Genomic DNA, 20,421 nt, shown 5'->3' with positions numbered 1-20,421 from the left:
CTTGAGTTCAGGCTACATTAGGGATCAAGCCGGTGAACCGCGTGCCGGTCATCGTCGTGATCGTGCTGTTCGTCGCCTTTCTTGGACTCGCTTCCCGCGGCCTTTATTTCGCCGGCGACAGCGGCCCGGACACCAGTTCGGGCAACCCGGCCTCGACCTATGCCGACCAGATCAAGCGGGGCGTCACCGACGGCATTATTGGCGAGCCACAGCAGCAAACGACGTTCCAGCCGACGCCGGTCGAGACGAAACAGGCGGAAGACAAGGCCGCCAATCCCTTTGCGCCCCACCCTGAAACGAGGCCGGAACATCGCGGATCTGAGCTGGAGCCGGAGGAAGTGTGGCGCGCGCGTCTCGCCCGTGAGCAACAGGAAAAGATTCTGCGCGAGCAGCACCGTCAGCGGATGGCCCGGATGCAGGCGCGAGACTCCGCCTATGACGCGCCGCTTGCCATCAATCGCGGCAAGCTGGGTGCACGGTCGGAAAAAGATGACACCGCCGCGGCCCGGATGACGACGACAGCCGCCACGAACGGAAACGCGTCCGACCTTTACTCTGCGGCCTTGCGCGCCGGTCTGCGCGGACAGAACGTCGATCCAAACGGACAGAACTCCAATGAAGACTTCTTCAATACCGATCTCATGGATCTCGGCGATCTTCCGAACCGCGTCATGCCGCAGCAGTCCCTGTACGAACTGAAACGCGGCTCAGTCATTCCGGTCACATTGATATCAGGCATCAATTCCGACCTCCCGGGACGGATCACCGCGCAGGTGAGTCAGAACGTCTACGACAGTGCGACCGGCCATCGCCTGTTGATCCCGCAAGGCACGAAACTGTTCGGGCGTTACGATAGCAAGGTGTCGTTCGGCCAGAGCCGCGTGCTCGTCGTCTGGTCAGACATCATCTTCCCGAACGGCTCGACGTTGCAAATCGGCGGCATGGCCGGCACGGATGCGGAAGGTTACGGCGGCTTCAATGACAGGGTGAACAACCACGATCTCAAAAACCTTTGGCTCGGCGGTCATGATCGCGCTGATCGGGACCGGCATCGACATGGCTGTGCCGCAGAGTTCGACGCTTGCGACGCAGGATACGGCAACTGACGCTGCGAGACGGAGTTTTGCCGAGATTTTCGGTCGCGTCGCTGACCGCACGATCCAACCCAATATGGACGTGCAGCCGACGCTTCAAATCCGCCCTGGCCACAAATTTAATGTCCTCGTAGATCAGGACATCGTGTTTCCAAACCAGTATCGTTGAGAAGCTTACGATTTCAGTTTAGCAGGATTTAGCAAGAAAACTAACGTATTACCATCGAGGCGAATTTTGGAGTAGTATCAATGTGGCCCGATCTGTTTACGGCAGAAGGCAATTTCGCATCCGTTGTTCCGCTTACAATGGAGCATCATGACGACCTAGTTGAAGCCGCCGGCGACGGCGAGTTGCATCGCCTTTGGTACACAAAAATACCAAAGCCAGAACATATCGAAGCCGAAATTGAAAGACGGCTTGGGCTCCGCACAATCGGTTCAATGCTCCCGTTTGCCATTATTGATCGGCCAAGTGGCAAAGCAGTTGGAATGACTACCTATATGAACATCGACGCTGCGAACAGAAGGCTTGAGATCGGGTCTACGTGGTTTCGCCAGTCTGTTCAGAGGTCACCACTCAATACAGAATGTAAACTGCTTCTATTGCAGCACGCCTTTGAGAAACTGGAATGCATATGCGTGGAATTCAGGACACATTTCATGAACATTCAAAGTCGCCGAGCGATCGAGCGACTTGGCGCCAAGCTTGATGGGGTGCTCCGCTCGAATATGATGATGGAAAATGGCACCACTCGCGATACGGCAGTTTACTCAATAATCGCGTCTGAATGGCCCGCGGTCAAAGCCAACTTGATGTGGCAATTGGAAAAGCCAAGACCATAATTCGAGAAGTTCGGTCGGGCCCACATAGTGTTTAGACTCTCTTTTCGGCGAGTTCGCGTTTATGGCCAGCAGCCAGCAGCTGCAGGTCGTGAACCAAATAGATTCGTCCCGCCGAGTGAGCCTGACCGGCGAAAAATGATCATATTTTGCCGCCGCAGATCCCAACCTCCTCGTCGTCAGCGGCCAGCAGCTGCTCCGTTTATTTGCTCCCAAAACACTTCGAACAGCTCGCTGCTGCTATCGCCAAACTTCTCGATGACGCTAAAGTGGTTCTCGCCGTCCAGGGAAGCGTCCAAGAGAGGCCGCCTCTCGGATTGCCATGCATCGACGAAAGCAGTGTGCTGGCGCACGAAACCAGCAGTTTCCGCTCGGCCAACGGACACAATGAGCGGACTGGCTGCGACAGGGATGAGGTGGACGGGACTGTTTTGCCGTGCCTCTTCGGGCAACATCCTGATGTTCGCATTATGTGGAGCTGAAACGAGCTCTTGAAGATCGAAGAGGCCGCTAACTGCACAACCAGATTTGACCAGCGTGGTTGGAGCGTTGAACGCACTCCAGTCGGTTGCCATCATCATCGCTGTCAGGTGCCCACCCGCAGAGTGCCCCGCAATATGAATGCGATCCGGGTCACCACCGAACCGTTCGATGTTTCGGTAGACCCACAGTAACGAACTCCTGACGCTGGCTACTATTTCGGATATGGTCGCCGCGGGTGCTAGGGGATACGTGACGCACACGCACACGCACCCTCCTTCATGATATGGCTGAACGAGGAACGAGTGATCTCTTTTATCGAGAAAGTACCACCAACCGCCATGGATGAAGACAACGACTGGCGCTTTTCCGCCTAGCGGTTGTGGGAAAATGTCCGACGTTTGCCTCCAGCCGTTGCCATAAGGCACGTCCAGGAAGCTGGGTGAGGACTGCCTAAAATCCTTGCTCTTCAAGCGCCAACGGGAAAAATATTCTTCGTAGTTGGGCACTGCACGCTGGTTTGAATAGTCGGGATTATTAAGAACCATAATTTCAGACATTGTTGTATCTCTTCTTTGTAATCTGTCGGGGGATTGCGGTGCGCGCTACGTTCTACCGAGAGAGAGCTTGCGGGATCTCGCGGCTGCGGCATCAACGACTCCCGAGACCAGCTTTGCCAGAGCCTCGTTTTCAAAGAGTACTTCGAGGCCAGCCTCGGTTGTGCCCCCGGGCGATGTCACATCACGCCTGAGGGCGCCTGCAGGACGCTTGGCCTGTGCGAGCAGCTCTCCGGTCCCTGACAAAGTTGCTTCGGCAAGCCGCTCCGCAACATCTGGTCGCAGACCGTGTGCTACACCCGCATGGGCGAGACATTCGACTAGATAGAGGAAGTATGCGGGTCCAGATCCAGACACCGCGGTCGCAACGTCGATCAAACTTTCATTTTCCAGCCACTCCACATGTCCCGAAACGCTCAGTAGGTGATGGACGATATTCTGGCTCTCAGACGACAGTTCTTCTGCCACAACCGCTGTTGCACCTTTCCCGATCGACGCCGGAAGGTTTGGCATGGCGCGAACAACTTCTTCCGCCAAAGGGACCATTGATTTGAGAGCCGCAATCGGTATCCCAGCCATCACAGACAGCACTAGGGCCCCCTTGAACACCTCGGGAGATATGTCCGCCAATACTGCCTCAATCACCTGCGGCTTCACCGCGAGTATGACGAAAGGATTTTTAACGTTGGGCCAACTCGCCGTTACAGCGCAGCCGCGGTCCTGCGAAAGTTCGAGAAGAGCCTGTGAAGGGCTCGGCTCCACGACATGCGTTAGATTAGGATCCAACCCGGCGGCCAACCAACCGCTGAGCAGCGACGCGCCCATCTTGCCTGCTCCCACCAAAACAATCGGGCGCTCGAATGACCTGACATTCAGGCTGGAGATGTTTTCACACATGCTAGTATTCCTTGGCTGCGAGAGCTGCGCGCTGAAGCGCGCAACTCTGCCGGTTTGAGGGGTCACTTCTTCAAGAGCGGGCACGCGCTTTCAGCCAAGGACTGAAAGATTTCGTCACCAGGTACGGTCTTGATGACCTTCAGGTAGTCCCACGCTTTGGTCGACTCAGAAGGCTTCTTCACCTCAACGAGATACATGTCGTGGACCATCTGCCCGTCTTCCCTAAGCTTCCCATTCCGGGAGAACATGTCCTCGACAGGCAATTCCTTCATCTTGGCCATGACCTTTTCGGAGTCCTTGCTGCCAGCGGCTTCAACTGCCTTGAGGTAGTGCAGGACAGCGGAATAAACGCCGGCATGTGTCATGCCCGGCATCGAACCCCGACGTTTGAGGAAGCGCTCCGCAAACTCTCGCGTCTTGTCGTCATAGTCCCAATAAAAAGCGGCGATAAATTTGAGACCCTGGGCCGTCTCCAAGCCCATTGCATGGACGTCAGAAAGAAAGACCGAAGGCGTAGCGATGGTCGATGCCTGATCGATCCCGTACTCCTTCGCCTGCTTCACAGCCGTAGCGACATCTGTGCCAGCAGCAGAAAACGCGACCACTTTCGGGTTCGTTGCTTGAGCGTTCAAAAGGAAGGAGCTCATATCGGCAGTTCCCAGCGGATAGCGGGATTCGCCCAGCACCTTCCCGCCCGCCTGCTCGACAGCTTTGCGCATCTCATTCGCGAAAGCATGACCGAATGCGTAGTCGACTGTGACGAGATACCAGCTGTCCAGGCCCTCGCCGCTAAGGACCTGAGCAAGTCCGTAGCCGTTTGTCCTGCTCGTGTAGACCCACTGCGCCGACGTGGATGTGCATGCTTTCCCAGTGAAATCGGAAGACGCAGCGGTGATCAAGGCAAGCTTGTTCTTGTCCTTGGCAAGCGACTGAACCGCGAAACCGACGGACGAATTAGAGAAGTCTACCGCGACGTCGACGCCTTCGTCGAACCAACGACGAGCAATACCCGCCCCAATGTCTGCCTTGTTCTGATGGTCTGCGAACACGAGCTCGACGTTCTGACCCAGGACTTTTCCTCCGAAGTCTTCGATCGCCATTTTCGCGGCTTCTACTGAGCCAGGACCTGCTAAATCCGCGTAGACGCCGGACATATCATTCAGGACGCCAATTTTGACGGCATCGGCAGCGTATGCACTGGTTGTCATGGAAAAACATAGGCTCGCAACAGCTCCGAAAGCGGCGAGGCACGTCATCTGTGTGTTCATGTAAGGAACCCCTTTTATTGTGACGCCATAAGTCATGACAGATTTTGCATGGTATGCAATATCATTTTACCAAAAGACGCCTAAAAGGTAGTCATCGGCACAAAATGCTTTAGAAACAGACAGAAAATGGGGAAGGTTCAGGGGTATACGGGCCTTATAATCAAGTTTGCTTGCTAAGATGCCCTAAAATTTGCACTTCAAGCAAATATATGTTGCATGTCATGCAAGTCCGTGGTAGTTCTGGGCTCATGGGGCAAAAAGACCTCGGGGAACATAGAGGCAGGAAATTCCTGCATCGCCCATAGGGAAGATCTCATTTTGTAATTGGTTTTGTGCCGACCGCGCCTCGCCGTGCGGCGGACGAACCAGCGCATCTACGCTTGAGAAAGGCACAGGTCGATGAACGACGCTATCCGCATGACTATCGACGAGGTTTTTGACACCACCAAAGAACTTCTCCTCGTTCAGGGGTTCAGTGAAAACCACGCTAACGCCATCGCGAACACCGTAACCGCTGCTGAGCGCGACGAGTGCCGGCATCACGGACTTTTCCGCATTTCCTTTTACGTGAACTCTTTGCTTGCGGGCCATGCGTCCGGCACGGCCGAGCCAACCATCTCTGATCTCGCCCCTGGCGTCATTCGCATAGATGCAAAACGTGGCTTCTCGCCGCTGGCTCTCGAGCGAGGGTACGCCCCGTTGATCGAACGCGCGAAATCTCAGGGCGTCGCAGTGCTCGCGATCAATAATGCGCTTAGTGTGTCGGCGCTTTGGCCTGAAACAGAGCGCCTTGCCGAAGAAGGCCTTTGCTCGTTCGCCTTCGTTTCTGCTGCTCCTTATGTTGCGCCGGCAGGCGGAACGAAGCCACTCTTTGGCACCAACCCCATGGCTTTCTCTTGGCCCCGCCCGGGTAAATACCCATTGGTCTTCGATCAGGCAGCGAGCGCTAGCGCCCGGGGCGAGATCCAGATCCGCCTGCGCGACGGCAAGCCGCTAGAAGAAGGTTGGGCTATTGGTCCCGATGGCAAGCCGACAACCGACCCTCGCGAAGCGCTGGCTGGTGCACAGCTGCCATTCGGGGGCGTGAAAGGTTCTTCCATTGCATTGATGGTTGAGCTGCTTGCGGGTCCGCTCGTAGGGGACAAGTTGAGTTTCGAATCCGGCGAGGACGACAAGGCTGGAACTGGGGCTCCCTGCGGTGGTGAACTCATCATCGCCATCGATCCGGCACGTTGCGTCGAAGGTGGTGATCGGGCTGCACAGCTGGCGCATGGTGAGTTGCTTTTCAGCGCTATCCTTGAGCAAGAGGGCACACGGCTGCCGTCCGATCGCCGCTATCAGGCGCGGGAACGCACAGCTGAGGAGGGCGTCATGGTCCCACGCTCTCTTTATGAAAATCTTCAGTCACTGAAGAGCGGAGTCAAGAAGATTAATCTGCAGGCCTATGAAGGCGATCACGTCCTAGCCAAGCAATCTGCATGAGGTGATTACATGTCAGACACATCCTACACCCCAACCGACACCACAAAACTGCGGCTACGACCAGACCGCGGGACCTATGACAGGCAGAAAGTCCACGCCATCATCGATGAGGCTCTTGTCGCTCATGTCGGCTTCATCGCTGACGGAATACCAAGAGTCATTCCCACTTCGATCTTCCGGATCGATGAGGCAGTCTACATTCATGGCAGCCAGAACAACTACCTCCTGAAGTCGTTGAAAGACCGCTCGCCGGCCTGCATCACGATCACGCTCGTGGACTCAATCGTGGCAGGGCGTTCGGGTTTCGGATGCTCAATGGACTACCGGTCGGTCATGATTTTCTCGACTGCTGAGATCATCAACGATCCAGAGGTGAAGGAGCCCCTGATCGCAGCCTTGGTCGAGGACATCATCCCCGGCCATGTTGTGCGGAAGCCGAAGCCAAAGGAAATGGCTGCGACGCTGTTTCTCAAATTCCCGATCGACGAGGTTTCGGCCAAGATCCGTGACGTTGGCGTCTTGGACGTCGAGGGGGACTACGAGCTCGATCTTTGGGCTGGCCGGATCCCGCTTACGCTGACTGCTGGCGCTCCAGAAAGCTGCCCGCGCCTTCCGGACGGTATCGCTACGCCGGACTATGCAAAGAACTACAAAAGACCCGGGACCTAATCGATGAGCCTGGCGGCTAAAGCTTTTTAAGCCGAGCAGCCCGATCGAAGGAGGTTATGCTCTTTGCCGTCCGCTTAGGCGGGCGGCTGCATGGAACAATACACCGCGAGGCAATAGTGAGCGAGACCAGATCTGACGATATTTTGACGACCCGTGGGCTCACCATCGACTTCAATGGGTACGTGGCCGTGAACAATGTTGACCTCAGCGTTCGACGCGGCTCAATCCACGCACTGATCGGACCGAACGGGGCAGGAAAGACGACTTGCTTCAACCTCTTAACCAGGTTTCTCAAGCCTACTTCGGGAACCATTGAGTTCAATGGCCAGGACGTAACAAAAAAGCCACCTGCCGACGTTGCAAGATGCGGGCTTGTTAGATCCTTCCAAATCTCGGCCGTTTTCCCCGAACTGACGGCTCTAGAGAACGTTCGAATTGCCCTGCAGCGTCGCAAGCGCGGAGATTCCTTCGACTTCTGGCGATCCGATCGATCGCTCAATGCCTATAATGAGGAGGCGTATGGGCTACTGGCATCGGTTGATTTGACTGATTTGGCATCAACGCGTGCGGGGGAGTTATCATACGGCCGCAAGCGCTCTCTAGAATTGGCAACAACTCTGGCGCTTGACCCGGAACTTCTCCTGCTCGACGAACCTATGGCAGGTATGGGGCACGAGGATGTGGACCGGATTGAGCAGCTCATCCGCACAATTTCAAAGACCCGCACGATCCTAATGGTCGAACACAATCTGTCGGTGGTCGCCAGCCTTTCCGATCGGATAACGGTTCTTGCACGAGGGGCGATCCTCGCCGAAGGCGATTACGCCGCTGTCTCCAAAGATCCCCGCGTCATCGAAGCGTATATTGGAGCAGGCCATGCATGACTTTGCGCGATCGAGCGCCACTAACGCGCCGCTGTCCAAACCCATCCTGCAGCTGAATGACGTCAATGCTTGGTATGGCGAAAGCCACGTTCTTCACGGGATAGACTTTGACGTAATGCCTGGCGAGGTGATCACGCTGCTAGGCCGCAACGGCGCTGGCAAAACAACGACCCTGCGATCCATTATGGGTATGATCGGCAAGAGGAGCGGGTCGATACGCTTCGAGGAGACGGAAACGATATCGCTTCCCCCAAGAGCCATTGCACGGCTAGGGGTCGGCTACGTACCAGAAGAGCGGGGTATATTCGCGAGCCTTTCTGTACACGAGAACCTTATGTTACCCCCCGCGATCAAAGCTGGCGGGATGACCATCGAGCAGATCTACACAACGTTTCCGAATCTGAGGGAGCGCTCTCAAAGCGGCGGAACCCGACTGTCTGGGGGAGAGCAGCAAATGCTTGCCATGGCGAGGATACTGCGAACGGGGTCAAACTTTTTGCTCCTCGACGAGCCGACAGAAGGATTAGCTCCAGTCATTGTGCAGCAAATTGGCTCAACAATCAAAGCATTGAAGAAACAAGGCTTCACCATTGTTCTTGTCGAGCAAAATTTCCGATTTGCACAATCTGTCGCGGACCGTCATTTGATCATCGAGCAAGGCCGAATTGTAGACCTAATTGCTAGTATTGACGTCGATTCGCAGCTCGAGAAGATTCAATCGTACTTGGGGGTCTAAGCGAGATGATGTTCGGAATATCGATCCAGGCACTGCTTGGTCAATTGCTCTTGGGACTCATCAACGGCTCGTTCTACGCAGTCCTGAGCCTCGGGCTGGCAATCATATTTGGTCTACTGCGGCTCATAAATTTTGCTCACGGCGCGCAGTATATGATGGGCGCATTCGTGGCATGGCTCCTACTAAACCGTGTTGGTGTAGGCTACTGGTGGGCTATATTGCTCGCTCCAATCCTTGTCGGCGCTTTCGGTGTCATTTGTGAGCGCGTACTCATCAGCAAACTGTATAAGCTTGATCATCTGTATGGGCTGTTGCTGACGTTCGGTATCGCTTTGGTCGTGCAAGGGCTGTTCCGCAACCAATTCGGCTCCTCGGGCCTGAGTTATGCCGTTCCAGCCCAACTCACCGGAGGTGCAAACCTTGGTTTCATGTTCGTTCCTTACTATCGCCTCTGGGTAATCGTTGTCTCGCTGGTCGTTTGTCTCGCGGTCTGGCTGTTGATCGATCGTACCAAGCTTGGATCATACCTGCGTGCAGCGACCGAAAATCCAGAATTGGTGGGCGCGTTCGGCATCAACGTTCCACTCTTAATTACCGCCACCTATGGATTGGGTGTCGCTCTAGCCGGTTTCGCTGGTGTTCTTGCTGCTCCGATCTTCTCCGTGAATCCCAATATGGGTGGAGACCTCATCATCATCGTGTTTGCCGTGGTCGTTATCGGCGGGATGGGTTCTATCCTTGGATCCGTCATGACGGGCTACGCGCTCGGCTTGGTCGAAGGCCTGACTAAGGTTTTCTATCCAGAAGCATCCTCGATCGTAATTTTTGTTGTCATGATCTTTATTCTGATGCTGAAACCCGCTGGCCTCTTTGGGAAGGAAATCTAATGACACCTTACGATATTCTCCCAAACGAAATGAAGGCCGGAAAGATGGACGCTGAGACCGGCTTCTCGACGCGGAAATTCCATGGCGCGTTGCTCATCGCTGCTATCTGCGTGCTCATCATCGCGCCAACCTTCATCTACCCCGTATTCCTTATGAAGGTGCTATGTTTCGCGCTGTTCGCTTGCGCCTTCAACCTATTGCTCGGGTACGGTGGAATGTTGTCCTTTGGACATGCTGCGTATTTTGGATCGGCAAGTTACGTGACCGGCTATGCCGCGAAGGCAATGGCTTTGCCACCCGAACTAGCGATCGTGACCGGGACATCCGCTGCTGCACTTCTGGGTCTCATTTTCGGGCTTATCTCGATAAGTAGGCGAGGTATCTATTTTTCGATGATCACGCTTGCGCTTGCGCAGATGATTTTTTTCTTTTGCTTGCAGGCAGAATTCACAGGCGGTGAAGATGGTCTCCAAAATATCCCCAGAGGTTATCTCTTTGGCTTCATTGACCTGGGCAGTGACACGGCGATGTATGCTACCGTGAGCACCGCCTTCATTGTTGCGCTGGTCCTGATCTACAGGATCATCCACTCCCCATTTGGTCAGACTTTGAAGGCCATCAGAGATAATGAGGCTCGAGCTATTTCCCTCGGATATCAGACCAACAAGTACAAGCTGTTGGTATTTGTTCTCTCAGCCTCCTTGGCTGGTCTGGCCGGCAGCATGAAAGCGATTGTGTTCCAGCTGGCATCCCTCACCGATGTCCACTGGTCAATGTCAGGAGAGGTCATCCTGATGAGTCTCATCGGAGGAATGGGAACGATTTTTGGGCCCTTCCTAGGCGCTATCGCCATCGTCTCAATGCAGAACTACCTGGCATCCCTGGGTGCGTGGGTGACGATCGTTCAGGGTGCAGTCTTCATAATCTGCGTTATGCTGTTTCGTGAGGGTATTGTAGGTTTGATCTCTCGCAAAATACGCAAGCCTCTGTGAGCGGCAGTGGAGAGCTTTTGTCTAAAGCACTACACCAAATTTGCACTACACGACATATTTTGTCTTGCTATGAAAATGCGCTAGGTTTAGGCAACTGCGAAAATAGAAGGCAAAGGATCATACATTGCAGAGTCAGGACGATGTTGAAGCAGCGGCTCGCGATATAGGGCGTCGAATTCGGGCTGTCCGAAACTCAAAGCATGTCACACTCACGGCTCTAGCTCAGGCCACAGGGCTTTCAGAGGGCTTCATCTCGAAACTCGAAAGAGGGCAAACATCCAGTTCGCTTGCAAATATTATTTCGATTGCTGGCGCACTGAAGATAGATACCTACGAGCTTTTCGCAGATGCTGTGCCGAGTGCGAAAGCTACAGAAATTGAGGTGCACCACCGAGCATCAGACAGCGCGTTTTCGCTGGTTGAGGGCACAGGATATAAATATCGTTTGCTAGCCGGTGCGCAGCCTCTCGACACGATGGAAGTCTTCCACCTGGTCTTCCCCGCCGAAAACGCAATGAAAACGCTGGTATCTCATCCCGGACAGGAACACTGCTTTGTGCTTTCAGGTGAGATCCGTTTCATAGTTGGTAAAGAAAGTCATCATCTCCGGCCTGGCGACGGGATCTATATTAATTCAGGGATTCCGCACCGCGCCGAGAATGTAGGTTTCGGCGAGGCACACGTGTTGATGACGGTAGTACGCCCGACGGATCTTTCCAGATCTTCCTCAAACCACGTCGATTGGTGGCATCTGTCTGAAGAGACCAGTCCTCAAGTCCGTGTCGCCAGTTCGAAGTAGAGGAGTTTCACAGCCACTTGGCTGCTGCGAAATATAGTAAAACCCGCCTCCCACCCCCACGGCGACAACAGCTTGCTTCTTCGATCAAACTCGCTCGTCTATGAACCGCTGCCGAGCTTTTAGGAGGTTACGCCCTTGAGCTCGGACGCCCCGGAATATGGCTTAGAATTGACTTTGAGAATCCACCGTCCACGCAGAGGTCTTGACCGGTGATGTAACTCGCAAGCGGGCTGATTAGGAACTCAATCGCATTCGCGATGTCTCGCGGCTCGCCGATCCTCGAAAGCGGGATCAAGCCCTCCCTTGCCTTCTTGATCTCTGGATCCGCGTACATCTTTTCGGTCATTGGCGTATGGGTCATTCCCGGGGACACCACGTTCGAGCGAATGCCATCCGGCGCCCACTCTAAAGCAAGAGTTTGCGCAAGCATCGTTAGAGCGGCTTTGGTTGGACTATAGGCGCCCGAACCTGCATGAGGCAGTTGGCCAGACATCGAAGATGTGAAGCATGCTGCGCCTCGGGTCTGCTTCAAATGCGGGTATGAGTATTTGGCTAATAGCCACGCCCCGCGAAGGTTGACCTCGAACATCCGGTCCCAGTCGGCGACCGAAAGATCACAGATATTTGCTGGGCTTGCGGTACCCGCATTTGCTACCAGAGCATCTAACCCTCCAAACGCAGACACCGTTGTTTCCACCAACCTCGGCGCCACTTCAACGTCGCCAAGGTCGCCAGACAATACAATGGCTTCGCTGCCTAACGCGCGTACCGCGCTTGCAACTTCATCCTGTCCTTCGGACGCGCCGTATCCACAAACAGCGATTTGTGCACGTTCACCTCTTGATGCTGCGGTTTCGGCAATGCGGATACACACCGCCGCGCCAATTCCACGACTTCCGCCACTTACCAAAGCTCTCATCATTTGCCTCCATTTTGACCGTCCCTTTCCATTTATGGAATTCATTTCCAAAACGCAACACAGTTCTAGGGATTATTAATCTGCCGATGTCGGGTGTAGCGCCCTCGTTTCCCTCTCCTTCCATAACCGAACAAACGGCGCCGCCTTGCCCAACTAGCAGGCGGCACGATGCGGGAACAGGACCATGCAACTACCGAGGACTGGCGACCGGATCGCAAGCGCCAGATGGCATTTCGACGACTAGCGACTTCAGGACATGAGGGACTGTAATCGCAATTTTGTTGACATCAAGCTGCAGCCGTGAGACTGATGGAACACTGTTCTATCGCGTACCGAACGTGCTACAAGTCGAGTCGGCGCTGCGAGGACCTACTCAATCACGGAATAAGAAGGATCAAAGGAATGCGCGAAGTCCCAGACGTTTTAGACATCGATTGGCCAGAAGCGCTGGGTCCATATGACCCTCATAGCCTCACAATTCAGGCGGATCCATTTGCTTATTTCAAATTCATGCGAGAGAGTGCGCCCGTAGTGAAGGCAAGTGTGCCTCAAGGTGATCTTTATCTTGTCGCGCGGTTTGCAGACGTTCAGAATGGGCTGCGCGATTTCAAGCGTTTCTCGTCTGCAGTTGTTAAGCAGCACAAGTTTCGGTTCATCACCATCATGGATGCTCCGGAACATACGCGGATGCGCAAGCTGGTCGCCTCGGCGTTCACGCCAAAGGCAATCTCGGTCTTCCAGGAAAATTTACAGGCAACGTTCGATAAATACTTTCTCCCGATATTGGCGCGTGGAGGCGGTGACATATGCCGTGAGTTCTCCGAACAAATGACGATGGGGACCATCTGTGCCTTTCTGGGATTTCCTCTTACAGACTTCGAACGGCTGCGCGAGCTGGCAGTGAAAACAGTCTTTTTCCAGGGCAGAGTGGCGCGTCACGCTCCAGGTTGCGACGGTGACGAAGAAGGATTTTTGGAACTGATCGAATTCCTGCGTGGGAAGCTGGAAGAAGCCCGCAGGGCCAAGAACGGAACGATTGTTGCAGCTTTCGCGGATCAGATTGAGCAAGGGCTCATCAGCGAAGAGGACACCTTACACTTCCTGGTCTTCATGTTTCTTGCGGGGTTCGATACAACCGCCATTTTGATTTCTAACGGTTTTCTGACGTTGGCGGAGCAGCCCCACCTTCTCGAGAGGTTGCGCAAGAATCCTGACGATGTCGCCCGTTTCGTGGAAGAACTAGCCCGCCACCGATCCGCGCCCCAGATGCTTGCAAGGATCACAACCGAAGACGTTGAGGTAGCGGGCTTCCGCATACCCGCAAATTCCCAGGTTAAACTACTCTCCGGCTCCGCAAACAGAGATGACGCGAAATTCCCTAACGGGGATACGTTCGACATGGACCGCGATCCGACTGGGCACCTCGGCTTTGGTTATGGTGTCCACACATGCTTGGGAATGTGGCTTGCCAGGTCTGAGGCGCGTATCGTGTACACCTCCCTAGCGAACCTCGTTTCCAAAGTCGAAGTGGCAAAGGAAATTCCAATCGTTCCTTACACCGGAGGCACGTTCCAGTTCACGGGCCTATCGTCGATGCACGTCAGGATCACGCCGTTAGACCAGAGTGCTGCCGCTTAGGAGCCGAATGGCCTGAACCAAACTGGGGTGCTGATATGGCGGATCCTTCAAAAGTCATCCCGCATGCTGGGGTGAAAGAGTTCACGATCACCGGATTGCTCGTTCCTCAGGACCACCTTCTAAGGCGGTCGCATCTCGGCTGTGGATGTATTTGTCGCTGATAAGGAAGCTCAGAAACAAGATGTCTACTCCTTTCGAATCGATAAACGTCCCGCTCCCGCCGTACTCTCACGAGCTTAACTGGCCGAAAGGTCTTGCACCCTATCGGCTGATCGATGCAGACGGAGCGCAGGGAGAGCCCTACGCACATTATGCATGGCTACGGGAAAATGCTCCCGTTATGCGCGTGAAGCACGGAGAGCTGGATGTTTGGATCGTGACACGTCACGACGACGTTCGGGCTGCACTGCGCAAACCGAAACTGTTTCAGTCCCAGGTCACGGATAATCGGGAACTCGCATTCATCACCGCCATGGATAATCCAGATCATGCGCGCTTAAGACAAGTAGTCGCCTCTGCATTTACGCCGAAAGTCGTTGCGTCCGTGGAAGGCCAGGTGCGGGAGACTGCATCGAAGCTGCTCGACGACATGATCGGCGCAGGCGGCGGAGAGGTGGTCAGTTCGCTGGCGCGTCCGCTCACATTGACGACAATCAGCAACCTTGTCGGGCTTCCGGTTCATGACTTTCACCAGGTGAATCACTGGTGTGAGCAAACCTTTGTGTATTTCGCGCGCTTGGCAAGGAACGCGCCCGGCAGCGAAAACGACGAAAAAGACGCCCGCGAATTTTTCCAATATGTGAACGGGCACTTGCGTCGCTTGCACAAAGAAGGAAGCTCGTCCGTTGGCGGATCGCTGGCAAGAGCGTGGCTAGATGACGGTACCATATCGGAAAAAGAGGCAACCGAACTTTGCGCGTTCGTGTTCATCGCCGGCTTTGAGACAAGTACCCGTTTGATAGCCAGTAGTTTTCTGGAGCTCCAACATAACCCCCTCCTTCTGGAGAAACTTCGAGTAGATCCGGATGCCCCGCGCCGCTTCGTAGAAGAACTCGTTCGAATGCGTGGGCCGACCCATCGCTCTGTTAGACGAACAACAGAGGATGCCGAAATAGGTGGGTATCTTGCCCCTCGCCATACCCTCGTTCGGCTCATGATCGCATCCGCAAATCGCGATCACTTGGTCTGGCTCGACGGCGATACATTCAATATTGATCGTGATGCTACTGACCATTTCGGCTTCGGTTACGGGATCCACGGATGTCTCGGGGCACCGCTCGCACGGCTCGAAATGCGTACCCTCTCGCGGCTCTTTGGCCAGAAGCTCAAACAAGTGACCTTCGACCCAGACCGCGACCTCGTGTTTCTCAAGGGCAATAGCATGATCAACGGCCCCGAAACCCTTCGCATCGATATCAAACCGCTAAATGAAAGTGCGTTATGCCCAGTTCACCAGTAGTCATAATTGGTGCCGGACATGCTGGTGTCCGGCTTGCTGCAGCTCTACGGACTGCAACGCCCGCGCCCAACGTCGTTCTCCTTGATCAGGATGAGGCCTTTCCCTACGAGCGACCGCCTCTATCGAAGGAAATGCTTAAAGAGGGCCCGGATGCCATTGTTAAATTGTACAAGGACGAATTTTACGCCGAGCAGGGGATAGATCTCATGCGCGGATGCGTCGCGACGAGTATCAATCGCCGCTTGCGGAATGTTGAACTCGCCGATGGGCGTCAGATACCTTACAGCCGGGTGGTTATGGCGACCGGCGCACGAGCGCGCAAGCTACCGGTGCCAGGTGCATCGCTAAATGGTGTCTACATGCTGCGGACATTGGCTGACGCACTGGACATACATCGTGCGATCTCCCAATCCATGCGCGTCGTCGTGATCGGGGGAGGTTACATCGGGCTCGAAGTTGCGGCGGCTGCAGCTGCGGCCGAGCGAGATGTCACGATAATTGAAGCGCAGGATCGCCTTATGAAGCGTGTGACGGGAGAGCATGTTTCCCGCCATTTCGAGTATCTGCACCGGTTGCACAACGTGAAGATTCTCTTGCAAACAGGCGTCGCCGAGCTGCAGGGCGCAGACGGCGTCGAGCGAGTGATCGCACAAGATGGCTCGGTACATCCGGCTGACCTTGTGGTTGTCGGTATAGGTGTGCAGCCTAACGATGAAATCGCGAGGGCGAGTGGGTTAGCCTGTGAGGACGGCGTTCTGGTGAACGCACAGTTTCGGACTGAAGATCCAGATGTGTACGCAATCGGTGACGTTGCGCGTTCTCCAAACGAGGAGGGGACGGGATCACTTAGGCTGGAAAGCGTTCAAAACGCGAGCGCCCAGGCGATCGCCGTCGCCGACGATATTCTGGGAAACCGATCAGTCAAGCACGAGGTGCCTTGGTTCTGGACAACACAGTATGGGGTGCGTTTGCAAACGGCGGGCCTCTTGCATGGGCACGATCAAGCAGTTGTTCGCGGCAGCGTGGAGTCTGGCCGTTTCGCGGTGCTCTATCTCAAGGAAAATCGTCTTATTGCTATCGACAACGTCGGGACGCTCAAAGACTTCATGATCGGCAAGAAGCTCATCGCGTCTCGCGCGATATTGGAGATCGAGAAGGCCGTAGAGCCGGACATCAAGCTGACTGACGCTGTCACCGCGTTCGATGAAACCCACGGACATCTTCAAGAAGGATCAGTCAAATGAATGCCACGCACGCACAGGCTACGGACAGCCGGGCACAGTCCGGCCATATCAGGGTCAAGGATCGAGAAGGTGCTTACCACGATGTCGAATGGCAACAAGGCCAGTCTTTGATGGAGGCGTTAAGGGATCATGGCTTGCCCGTTCTGGCCTCGTGTGGAGGCGTGGCCGCATGCGCAACCTGTCATGTCCACCTCGACCCGGAGATTGCCACCAAGCTCGGTGAGCGCAGCGAGGACGAAGAAGAACTCTTAGAGGGTAGCGATGCCTTCGACCCGGATCGATCACGATTGTCCTGTCAGGTGTTGGACCTGTCAGTGCTCGGTGAAGCCGAGGTCGAGTTGGCACCTGAAGATAGCTAACGCGGTTCAGCTGTGACAGCTCGCCGTAAGGGTATCAGCGGGTGTCTGGTCGACTCGCAACGGCGCGCGTGTCGTTCCCGATCATTGCTGCGGGGCCATGAAAGAGGATGCTGGTGGGACGGCTGGTTTCGGGATCGCGATCATGTGAGGAGTGAAATAACTGGGGGTCGGGTCTTCTTCAGGAGTGCAGACACACTCACGAGAGCTTTCCACGAATTTTAATAATGCCGAAGATATTGTCAGCGACCTGACCTCTCAAGAGTCAGTCTGCCACGTGTGGTGTTTCTAAAGCTGCAGCCATCTTCAAATAGCCATTGACATTGAAGATCGTGGGCTATGATTAGATGTCTCACCACCACTCGAGGACCTCATGCCACTTGGTGATTTTGTCGATCGCGTCATGGAAATAATCGAGCTGCTCGCTGATAAGCCTGCAGGCATGAAACTGAGTGAGATCGCTCAGCAGCTCGACATGCCGAAAAGCGCTGCCCATCGGCTGCTTAACTCCCTCTGCCAACGGGGCTTTGTCGTTCAAGATGAGATGAGCCAGCGTTACTGCATGACGGTGAAACTAGCAGCGGTCGGCCTTCGCTTCCTCAGTGCCTCTGGCACTTCAGATATCTGCCAGCCCTCCCTTGATCGGCTCGCTAGACATACTGGAGAACTGGTCCGTCTTGCGGTCGTGCATGATGACGGATTGCTGTGGATCGCGAAGGCGCAAGGATCTTCTTCTCCGCTTCGATATGACCCCTACCTCGGAAATCCGGTAGACCTTCACTCAACTTCGGTAGGTAAGGCTTGGCTGGTAACTTTGGATGAAGAGGTGGCCGTAGCGCTCGTCAACTCCAAAGGCTTCAAAACTACGGTGGGCAGCGGAAGGCCTATAGCTCACGACGAGGCCAGCCTTCGGGCCGAGCTTGAGGTCACCCGGAAGCGTGGCTACGGGGTGTCGATAGAGGAGGGCGAACTCGGCACAAGTGCGATGGCCCAAGCAATTTTGGTGGGGCGGGATCGCGCCGCCGTCGGAGTTATAAGCATCGCGGGACCGGCAGCTCGGCTCACGCGAGAGCGGATGGAAGAGTTCGCCCCCGTTCTCGACGCGATAGCTGTTGAAATTGCCGAGCTTTGGCCCGCACGGCAGGTCGTTAATCTGGTTAATGGCAATAAGCGCGACAGTGTTGCAAACGGCTGAGCGCGTCTGGCACTGAAAGTATCACAGCCCCACGACCGGACAATCTAACGGGTTCCTGCACGAGGCGAGCATCTGCCGCTCAGGTGGCCTGCATATGCTCTGGCACGAAGATGACTCTGCAAGGCCACTAGCTTGACGCTCAGGTTTGACGGCGTAGGCAGCGTGGACGCTAGCTCTGCGAGCTGGGCCTTCCTGGAATATGGCTGAGGATAGACTTAGAAAAGCCCCCATCCACGCAGAGATCCTGGCCAGTCACAAACGCCGCATTGGGTCCCATCAAGAACTCGATGGCGTTGGCGACATCCTCGGGCTCGCCAATCCTGGAGAGCGGGATGATGTCTTCTCTCGCCTTTTTCAATGTCGCATTGGCATACATTTTTTCAGTCATTGGAGTGCGCGTCATGCCGGGCGATATAACATTTACCCGTATGCCGTCTGCCGCCCATTCCAGCGCAAGCGTCTGCGCCAACATGGTCAGCGCGGCCTTGGCGGGACTGTAGGCGCCTGATCCAGCGTGAGGCAGCTGGCCTGACATCGAGGAGACGAAACACGCGGCACCGCGGCTCTCCTTTAGATAGGGATAGCAGCTTTTTGCGAGCAACCAAGGACCCCGAAGGTTGACGGCAAGCATGTGATCCCAATCAGCAACCGACAACTCGGATAGGCTCCCGGGGCTCGCAATCCCAGAATTGGCTACCAGTCCGTCCAGACCGCCAAATTCCGCCACCGCAGCCGCCACAAGCGCCGCTGGTACCTCGGGCTCACCCACGTCTCCTGACAGAAGGATTGCCTGCCCGCCGATCGCACGAACCGAATGTGCAACGTCCTCTTGTTGTTGGGACAACCCATGACCGCATATTGCGATTTGAGGACGCTCGCCTCTTGATGCTGCGGCTTGCGCAATACGGATACATACAGCTGCGCCGATTCCACGGCTTCCTCCGCTGACCAAGACTCTCATAGAACCAACTCCTGTTGCAAATTCGGTTATGAGATCTGTCTCAAACAGATCTGTGGTTCTTCATCCAGCGGGATTCAAGCGATCTGCTTGCCGTGGCCAACCCAGCGATCTTAGACCGGACACAATGGTGGTTCGCCATGGCTACACCTAGATGTTCCAGCCTCTTTTCTTAAGCTCCTCAACTCCATCGTTGATTTCTTGGAGAGGTTCTTCTTCACGAATGATCTCAAGGACGACGTCATCAACACTGAACACTGAAGCCACGGCCCGCCCCAAAGCTTCAAAATCTACTATCCCCGTGCCTATCGGATCATGTCCCCACACGTCCGTACCCGTGTCGGAAATATGCACGAGACTAATGTGTGAGTGATGCGCCAAAAGACTGGCAACTGGATCCTCGCCTATGTAAGCGGCGTTCGCGACGTCGTAGACAATGCTGAGATCCTTATCTCCGATATCATCTAAGAGATCGACCAACTCTCCGATCGTCGGCCTGAAGCAATATGGGGTATTCTCCATAAGTAACCGCACACCCGCTTGCTTTGCGACCGGCAGAAGTGCGTCCATACTTTCAGAGAACCAGCCCAGGGCCTGTGGAATCGTTGGTGAAATCATTGGACGCCGCGTCCCTGGAGAGATCACAACGTCGGCAACACCCCAATCGACTGCAAGTTGAATGACATCCTTGATATGGTCTGTGCTTTTGCGCCTCATATTGGCAGCGGGGCTGGCGAGGTTGATATCGTATCCACCAGCATTTAGCGACCGGACACTTGCCCCGTGATCCTGCAGTTGCTTTCTCGCATCCGAGCGCGAACTTGCCGACATCTCGTCCGGCCAGCAGTGTGGGGAGCTCACGGGAACTTCAAAGACCTTGAAGCCATGCTGGGCAAGTTCTGCCATTGCCTCAATTGCAGTGGACTTCCAGAGGTATGAGAAAGTATTGATGATCATCGGTGCCTCCTGGCCGCGTCAAACGCGACATCTATTTTTTTCCCGAAAAACGGTTATTTTCGTCGCGCACTCCCCGCGACTGTCTGACGATGCTGGTTCTGGGAGAATGT

Annotated in this window: 19 protein-coding genes and 1 pseudogene; 14 read left to right on the top strand and 6 right to left on the bottom strand. The window is 55.0% G+C overall.

All coding sequences use genetic code 11. The features are described from left to right. Nucleotides 1–23: 23 nt before the first annotated feature. Nucleotides 24–1,263: pseudogene (gene trbI / locus EDE09_RS15365) on the top strand (IncP-type conjugal transfer protein TrbI). 80 nt (nt 1,264–1,343) lie between these two features. Next, entirely contained in the window at nt 1,344–1,937 is a 594-nt protein-coding gene (locus EDE09_RS15360; protein ID WP_132411454.1) for a GNAT family protein, read from the top strand. A gap of 176 nt (nt 1,938–2,113) precedes the next feature. On the opposite strand, the gene EDE09_RS15355 is transcribed toward EDE09_RS15360, so the two are convergent. From EDE09_RS15355 to EDE09_RS15345, 3 genes are all read right to left on the bottom strand, one after another. Continuing rightward, entirely contained in the window at nt 2,114–2,974 is an 861-nt protein-coding gene (locus tag EDE09_RS15355; RefSeq protein ID WP_132411452.1) for an alpha/beta hydrolase, read from the bottom strand. A gap of 45 nt (nt 2,975–3,019) precedes the next feature. Beyond that, a complete protein-coding gene (proC, locus tag EDE09_RS15350) occupies nt 3,020–3,868 on the bottom strand; it encodes a pyrroline-5-carboxylate reductase (protein WP_132411450.1) in 849 nt (282 codons plus the stop codon). A gap of 62 nt (nt 3,869–3,930) precedes the next feature. Then, on the bottom strand, nt 3,931–5,136 hold the full coding sequence (locus EDE09_RS15345; protein WP_132411448.1) for an ABC transporter substrate-binding protein: 1,206 nt from the start codon (nt 5,134–5,136) through the stop codon (nt 3,931–3,933). A gap of 399 nt (nt 5,137–5,535) precedes the next feature. Here EDE09_RS15345 and EDE09_RS15340 point away from each other — a divergent pair, with 399 nt between their 5' ends. From EDE09_RS15340 to EDE09_RS15310, 7 genes are all read left to right on the top strand, one after another. After that, complete coding sequence (locus tag EDE09_RS15340; protein WP_132411446.1) at nt 5,536–6,618, top strand: Ldh family oxidoreductase; 1,083 nt, start codon at nt 5,536–5,538, stop codon at nt 6,616–6,618. 9 nt (nt 6,619–6,627) lie between these two features. Next, complete coding sequence (locus tag EDE09_RS15335; RefSeq protein WP_132411444.1) at nt 6,628–7,287, top strand: pyridoxamine 5'-phosphate oxidase family protein; 660 nt, start codon at nt 6,628–6,630, stop codon at nt 7,285–7,287. 116 nt (nt 7,288–7,403) lie between these two features. Next, nucleotides 7,404–8,171 carry an ABC transporter ATP-binding protein gene (locus EDE09_RS15330; protein ID WP_245505152.1) on the top strand — a complete coding sequence of 256 codons (768 nt, stop codon included), beginning with the start codon at nt 7,404–7,406 and terminating at the stop codon, nt 8,169–8,171. Then, on the top strand, nt 8,164–8,907 hold the full coding sequence (locus EDE09_RS15325; protein WP_132411440.1) for an ABC transporter ATP-binding protein: 744 nt from the start codon (nt 8,164–8,166) through the stop codon (nt 8,905–8,907). The genes EDE09_RS15330 and EDE09_RS15325 overlap by 8 nt, the downstream gene beginning before the upstream one ends. Before the next feature lie 5 nt (nt 8,908–8,912). Next, nucleotides 8,913–9,794: a branched-chain amino acid ABC transporter permease gene (locus tag EDE09_RS15320; protein WP_207914853.1), complete on the top strand. Its 882-nt coding sequence runs from the start codon at nt 8,913–8,915 to the stop codon at nt 9,792–9,794. A gap of 44 nt (nt 9,795–9,838) precedes the next feature. After that, on the top strand, nt 9,839–10,786 hold the full coding sequence (locus tag EDE09_RS15315) for a branched-chain amino acid ABC transporter permease (RefSeq protein ID WP_245505158.1): 948 nt from the start codon (nt 9,839–9,841) through the stop codon (nt 10,784–10,786). 124 nt (nt 10,787–10,910) lie between these two features. Beyond that, on the top strand, nt 10,911–11,585 hold the full coding sequence (locus EDE09_RS15310) for an XRE family transcriptional regulator (RefSeq protein WP_132411438.1): 675 nt from the start codon (nt 10,911–10,913) through the stop codon (nt 11,583–11,585). Between the two features lie 127 nt (nt 11,586–11,712). On the opposite strand, the gene EDE09_RS15305 is transcribed toward EDE09_RS15310, so the two are convergent. Further along, nucleotides 11,713–12,504: an SDR family oxidoreductase gene (locus tag EDE09_RS15305; protein WP_132411435.1), complete on the bottom strand. Its 792-nt coding sequence runs from the start codon at nt 12,502–12,504 to the stop codon at nt 11,713–11,715. 402 nt (nt 12,505–12,906) lie between these two features. Between EDE09_RS15305 and EDE09_RS15300 the strand changes: the two genes are divergently transcribed. From EDE09_RS15300 to EDE09_RS15280, 5 genes are all read left to right on the top strand, one after another. After that, nucleotides 12,907–14,142 (top strand): cytochrome P450, encoded by a 1,236-nt coding sequence (locus EDE09_RS15300; RefSeq protein ID WP_165924190.1) that lies wholly within the window; start codon nt 12,907–12,909, stop codon nt 14,140–14,142. A gap of 340 nt (nt 14,143–14,482) precedes the next feature. Next, nucleotides 14,483–15,601, top strand: coding sequence for a cytochrome P450 (locus EDE09_RS15295; RefSeq protein ID WP_165924189.1), 1,119 nt, complete (start codon nt 14,483–14,485; stop codon nt 15,599–15,601). Then, a complete protein-coding gene (locus EDE09_RS15290) occupies nt 15,583–16,845 on the top strand; it encodes an FAD-dependent oxidoreductase (RefSeq protein ID WP_132411429.1) in 1,263 nt (420 codons plus the stop codon). Before EDE09_RS15295 ends, EDE09_RS15290 begins: the two co-directional genes overlap by 19 nt. Further along, entirely contained in the window at nt 16,842–17,204 is a 363-nt protein-coding gene (locus EDE09_RS15285; protein ID WP_132411427.1) for a 2Fe-2S iron-sulfur cluster-binding protein, read from the top strand. Before EDE09_RS15290 ends, EDE09_RS15285 begins: the two co-directional genes overlap by 4 nt. 370 nt (nt 17,205–17,574) lie before the next feature. Next, nucleotides 17,575–18,396: an IclR family transcriptional regulator gene (locus EDE09_RS15280; RefSeq protein WP_132411425.1), complete on the top strand. Its 822-nt coding sequence runs from the start codon at nt 17,575–17,577 to the stop codon at nt 18,394–18,396. Nucleotides 18,397–18,565: 169 nt separating this feature from the next. On the opposite strand, the gene EDE09_RS15275 is transcribed toward EDE09_RS15280, so the two are convergent. Together EDE09_RS15275 and EDE09_RS15270 are read right to left on the bottom strand one after the other, a co-directional pair. After that, nucleotides 18,566–19,357, bottom strand: coding sequence for an SDR family oxidoreductase (locus EDE09_RS15275; protein ID WP_132411423.1), 792 nt, complete (start codon nt 19,355–19,357; stop codon nt 18,566–18,568). A 147-nt stretch (nt 19,358–19,504) separates the two neighbouring features. Further along, complete coding sequence (locus EDE09_RS15270) at nt 19,505–20,311, bottom strand: sugar phosphate isomerase/epimerase family protein (protein WP_132411421.1); 807 nt, start codon at nt 20,309–20,311, stop codon at nt 19,505–19,507. Between the last annotated feature and the right edge of the window lie 110 nt (nt 20,312–20,421).

The sequence above is a fragment of the Neorhizobium sp. S3-V5DH genome (assembly GCF_004343065.1).
GTDB classification, from domain to species: domain Bacteria; phylum Pseudomonadota; class Alphaproteobacteria; order Rhizobiales; family Rhizobiaceae; genus Neorhizobium; species Neorhizobium huautlense.
This window is presented reverse-complemented; position numbering and strand designations above follow the sequence as displayed.

What these genes read in the sequence shown, in the direction of transcription:
- EDE09_RS15360 (WP_132411454.1), top strand. Translation starts at nt 1,344, where the DNA reads ATGTGGCCCGATCTGTTTACGGCAGAAGGCAATTTCGCATCCGTTGTT.
- EDE09_RS15355 (WP_132411452.1), bottom strand. Translation starts at nt 2,974, where the DNA reads ATGTCTGAAATTATGGTTCTTAATAATCCCGACTATTCAAACCAGCGT.
- proC (WP_132411450.1), bottom strand. Translation starts at nt 3,868, where the DNA reads ATGTGTGAAAACATCTCCAGCCTGAATGTCAGGTCATTCGAGCGCCCG.
- EDE09_RS15345 (WP_132411448.1), bottom strand. Translation starts at nt 5,136, where the DNA reads ATGAACACACAGATGACGTGCCTCGCCGCTTTCGGAGCTGTTGCGAGC.
- EDE09_RS15340 (WP_132411446.1), top strand. Translation starts at nt 5,536, where the DNA reads ATGAACGACGCTATCCGCATGACTATCGACGAGGTTTTTGACACCACC.
- EDE09_RS15335 (WP_132411444.1), top strand. Translation starts at nt 6,628, where the DNA reads ATGTCAGACACATCCTACACCCCAACCGACACCACAAAACTGCGGCTA.
- EDE09_RS15325 (WP_132411440.1), top strand. Translation starts at nt 8,164, where the DNA reads ATGCATGACTTTGCGCGATCGAGCGCCACTAACGCGCCGCTGTCCAAA.
- EDE09_RS15320 (WP_207914853.1), top strand. Translation starts at nt 8,913, where the DNA reads ATGATGTTCGGAATATCGATCCAGGCACTGCTTGGTCAATTGCTCTTG.
- EDE09_RS15315 (WP_245505158.1), top strand. Translation starts at nt 9,839, where the DNA reads ATGGACGCTGAGACCGGCTTCTCGACGCGGAAATTCCATGGCGCGTTG.
- EDE09_RS15305 (WP_132411435.1), bottom strand. Translation starts at nt 12,504, where the DNA reads ATGAGAGCTTTGGTAAGTGGCGGAAGTCGTGGAATTGGCGCGGCGGTG.
- EDE09_RS15300 (WP_165924190.1), top strand. Translation starts at nt 12,907, where the DNA reads ATGCGCGAAGTCCCAGACGTTTTAGACATCGATTGGCCAGAAGCGCTG.
- EDE09_RS15295 (WP_165924189.1), top strand. Translation starts at nt 14,483, where the DNA reads ATGCGCGTGAAGCACGGAGAGCTGGATGTTTGGATCGTGACACGTCAC.
- EDE09_RS15290 (WP_132411429.1), top strand. Translation starts at nt 15,583, where the DNA reads ATGCCCAGTTCACCAGTAGTCATAATTGGTGCCGGACATGCTGGTGTC.
- EDE09_RS15285 (WP_132411427.1), top strand. Translation starts at nt 16,842, where the DNA reads ATGAATGCCACGCACGCACAGGCTACGGACAGCCGGGCACAGTCCGGC.
- EDE09_RS15280 (WP_132411425.1), top strand. Translation starts at nt 17,575, where the DNA reads ATGCCACTTGGTGATTTTGTCGATCGCGTCATGGAAATAATCGAGCTG.
- EDE09_RS15275 (WP_132411423.1), bottom strand. Translation starts at nt 19,357, where the DNA reads ATGAGAGTCTTGGTCAGCGGAGGAAGCCGTGGAATCGGCGCAGCTGTA.
- EDE09_RS15270 (WP_132411421.1), bottom strand. Translation starts at nt 20,311, where the DNA reads ATGATCATCAATACTTTCTCATACCTCTGGAAGTCCACTGCAATTGAG.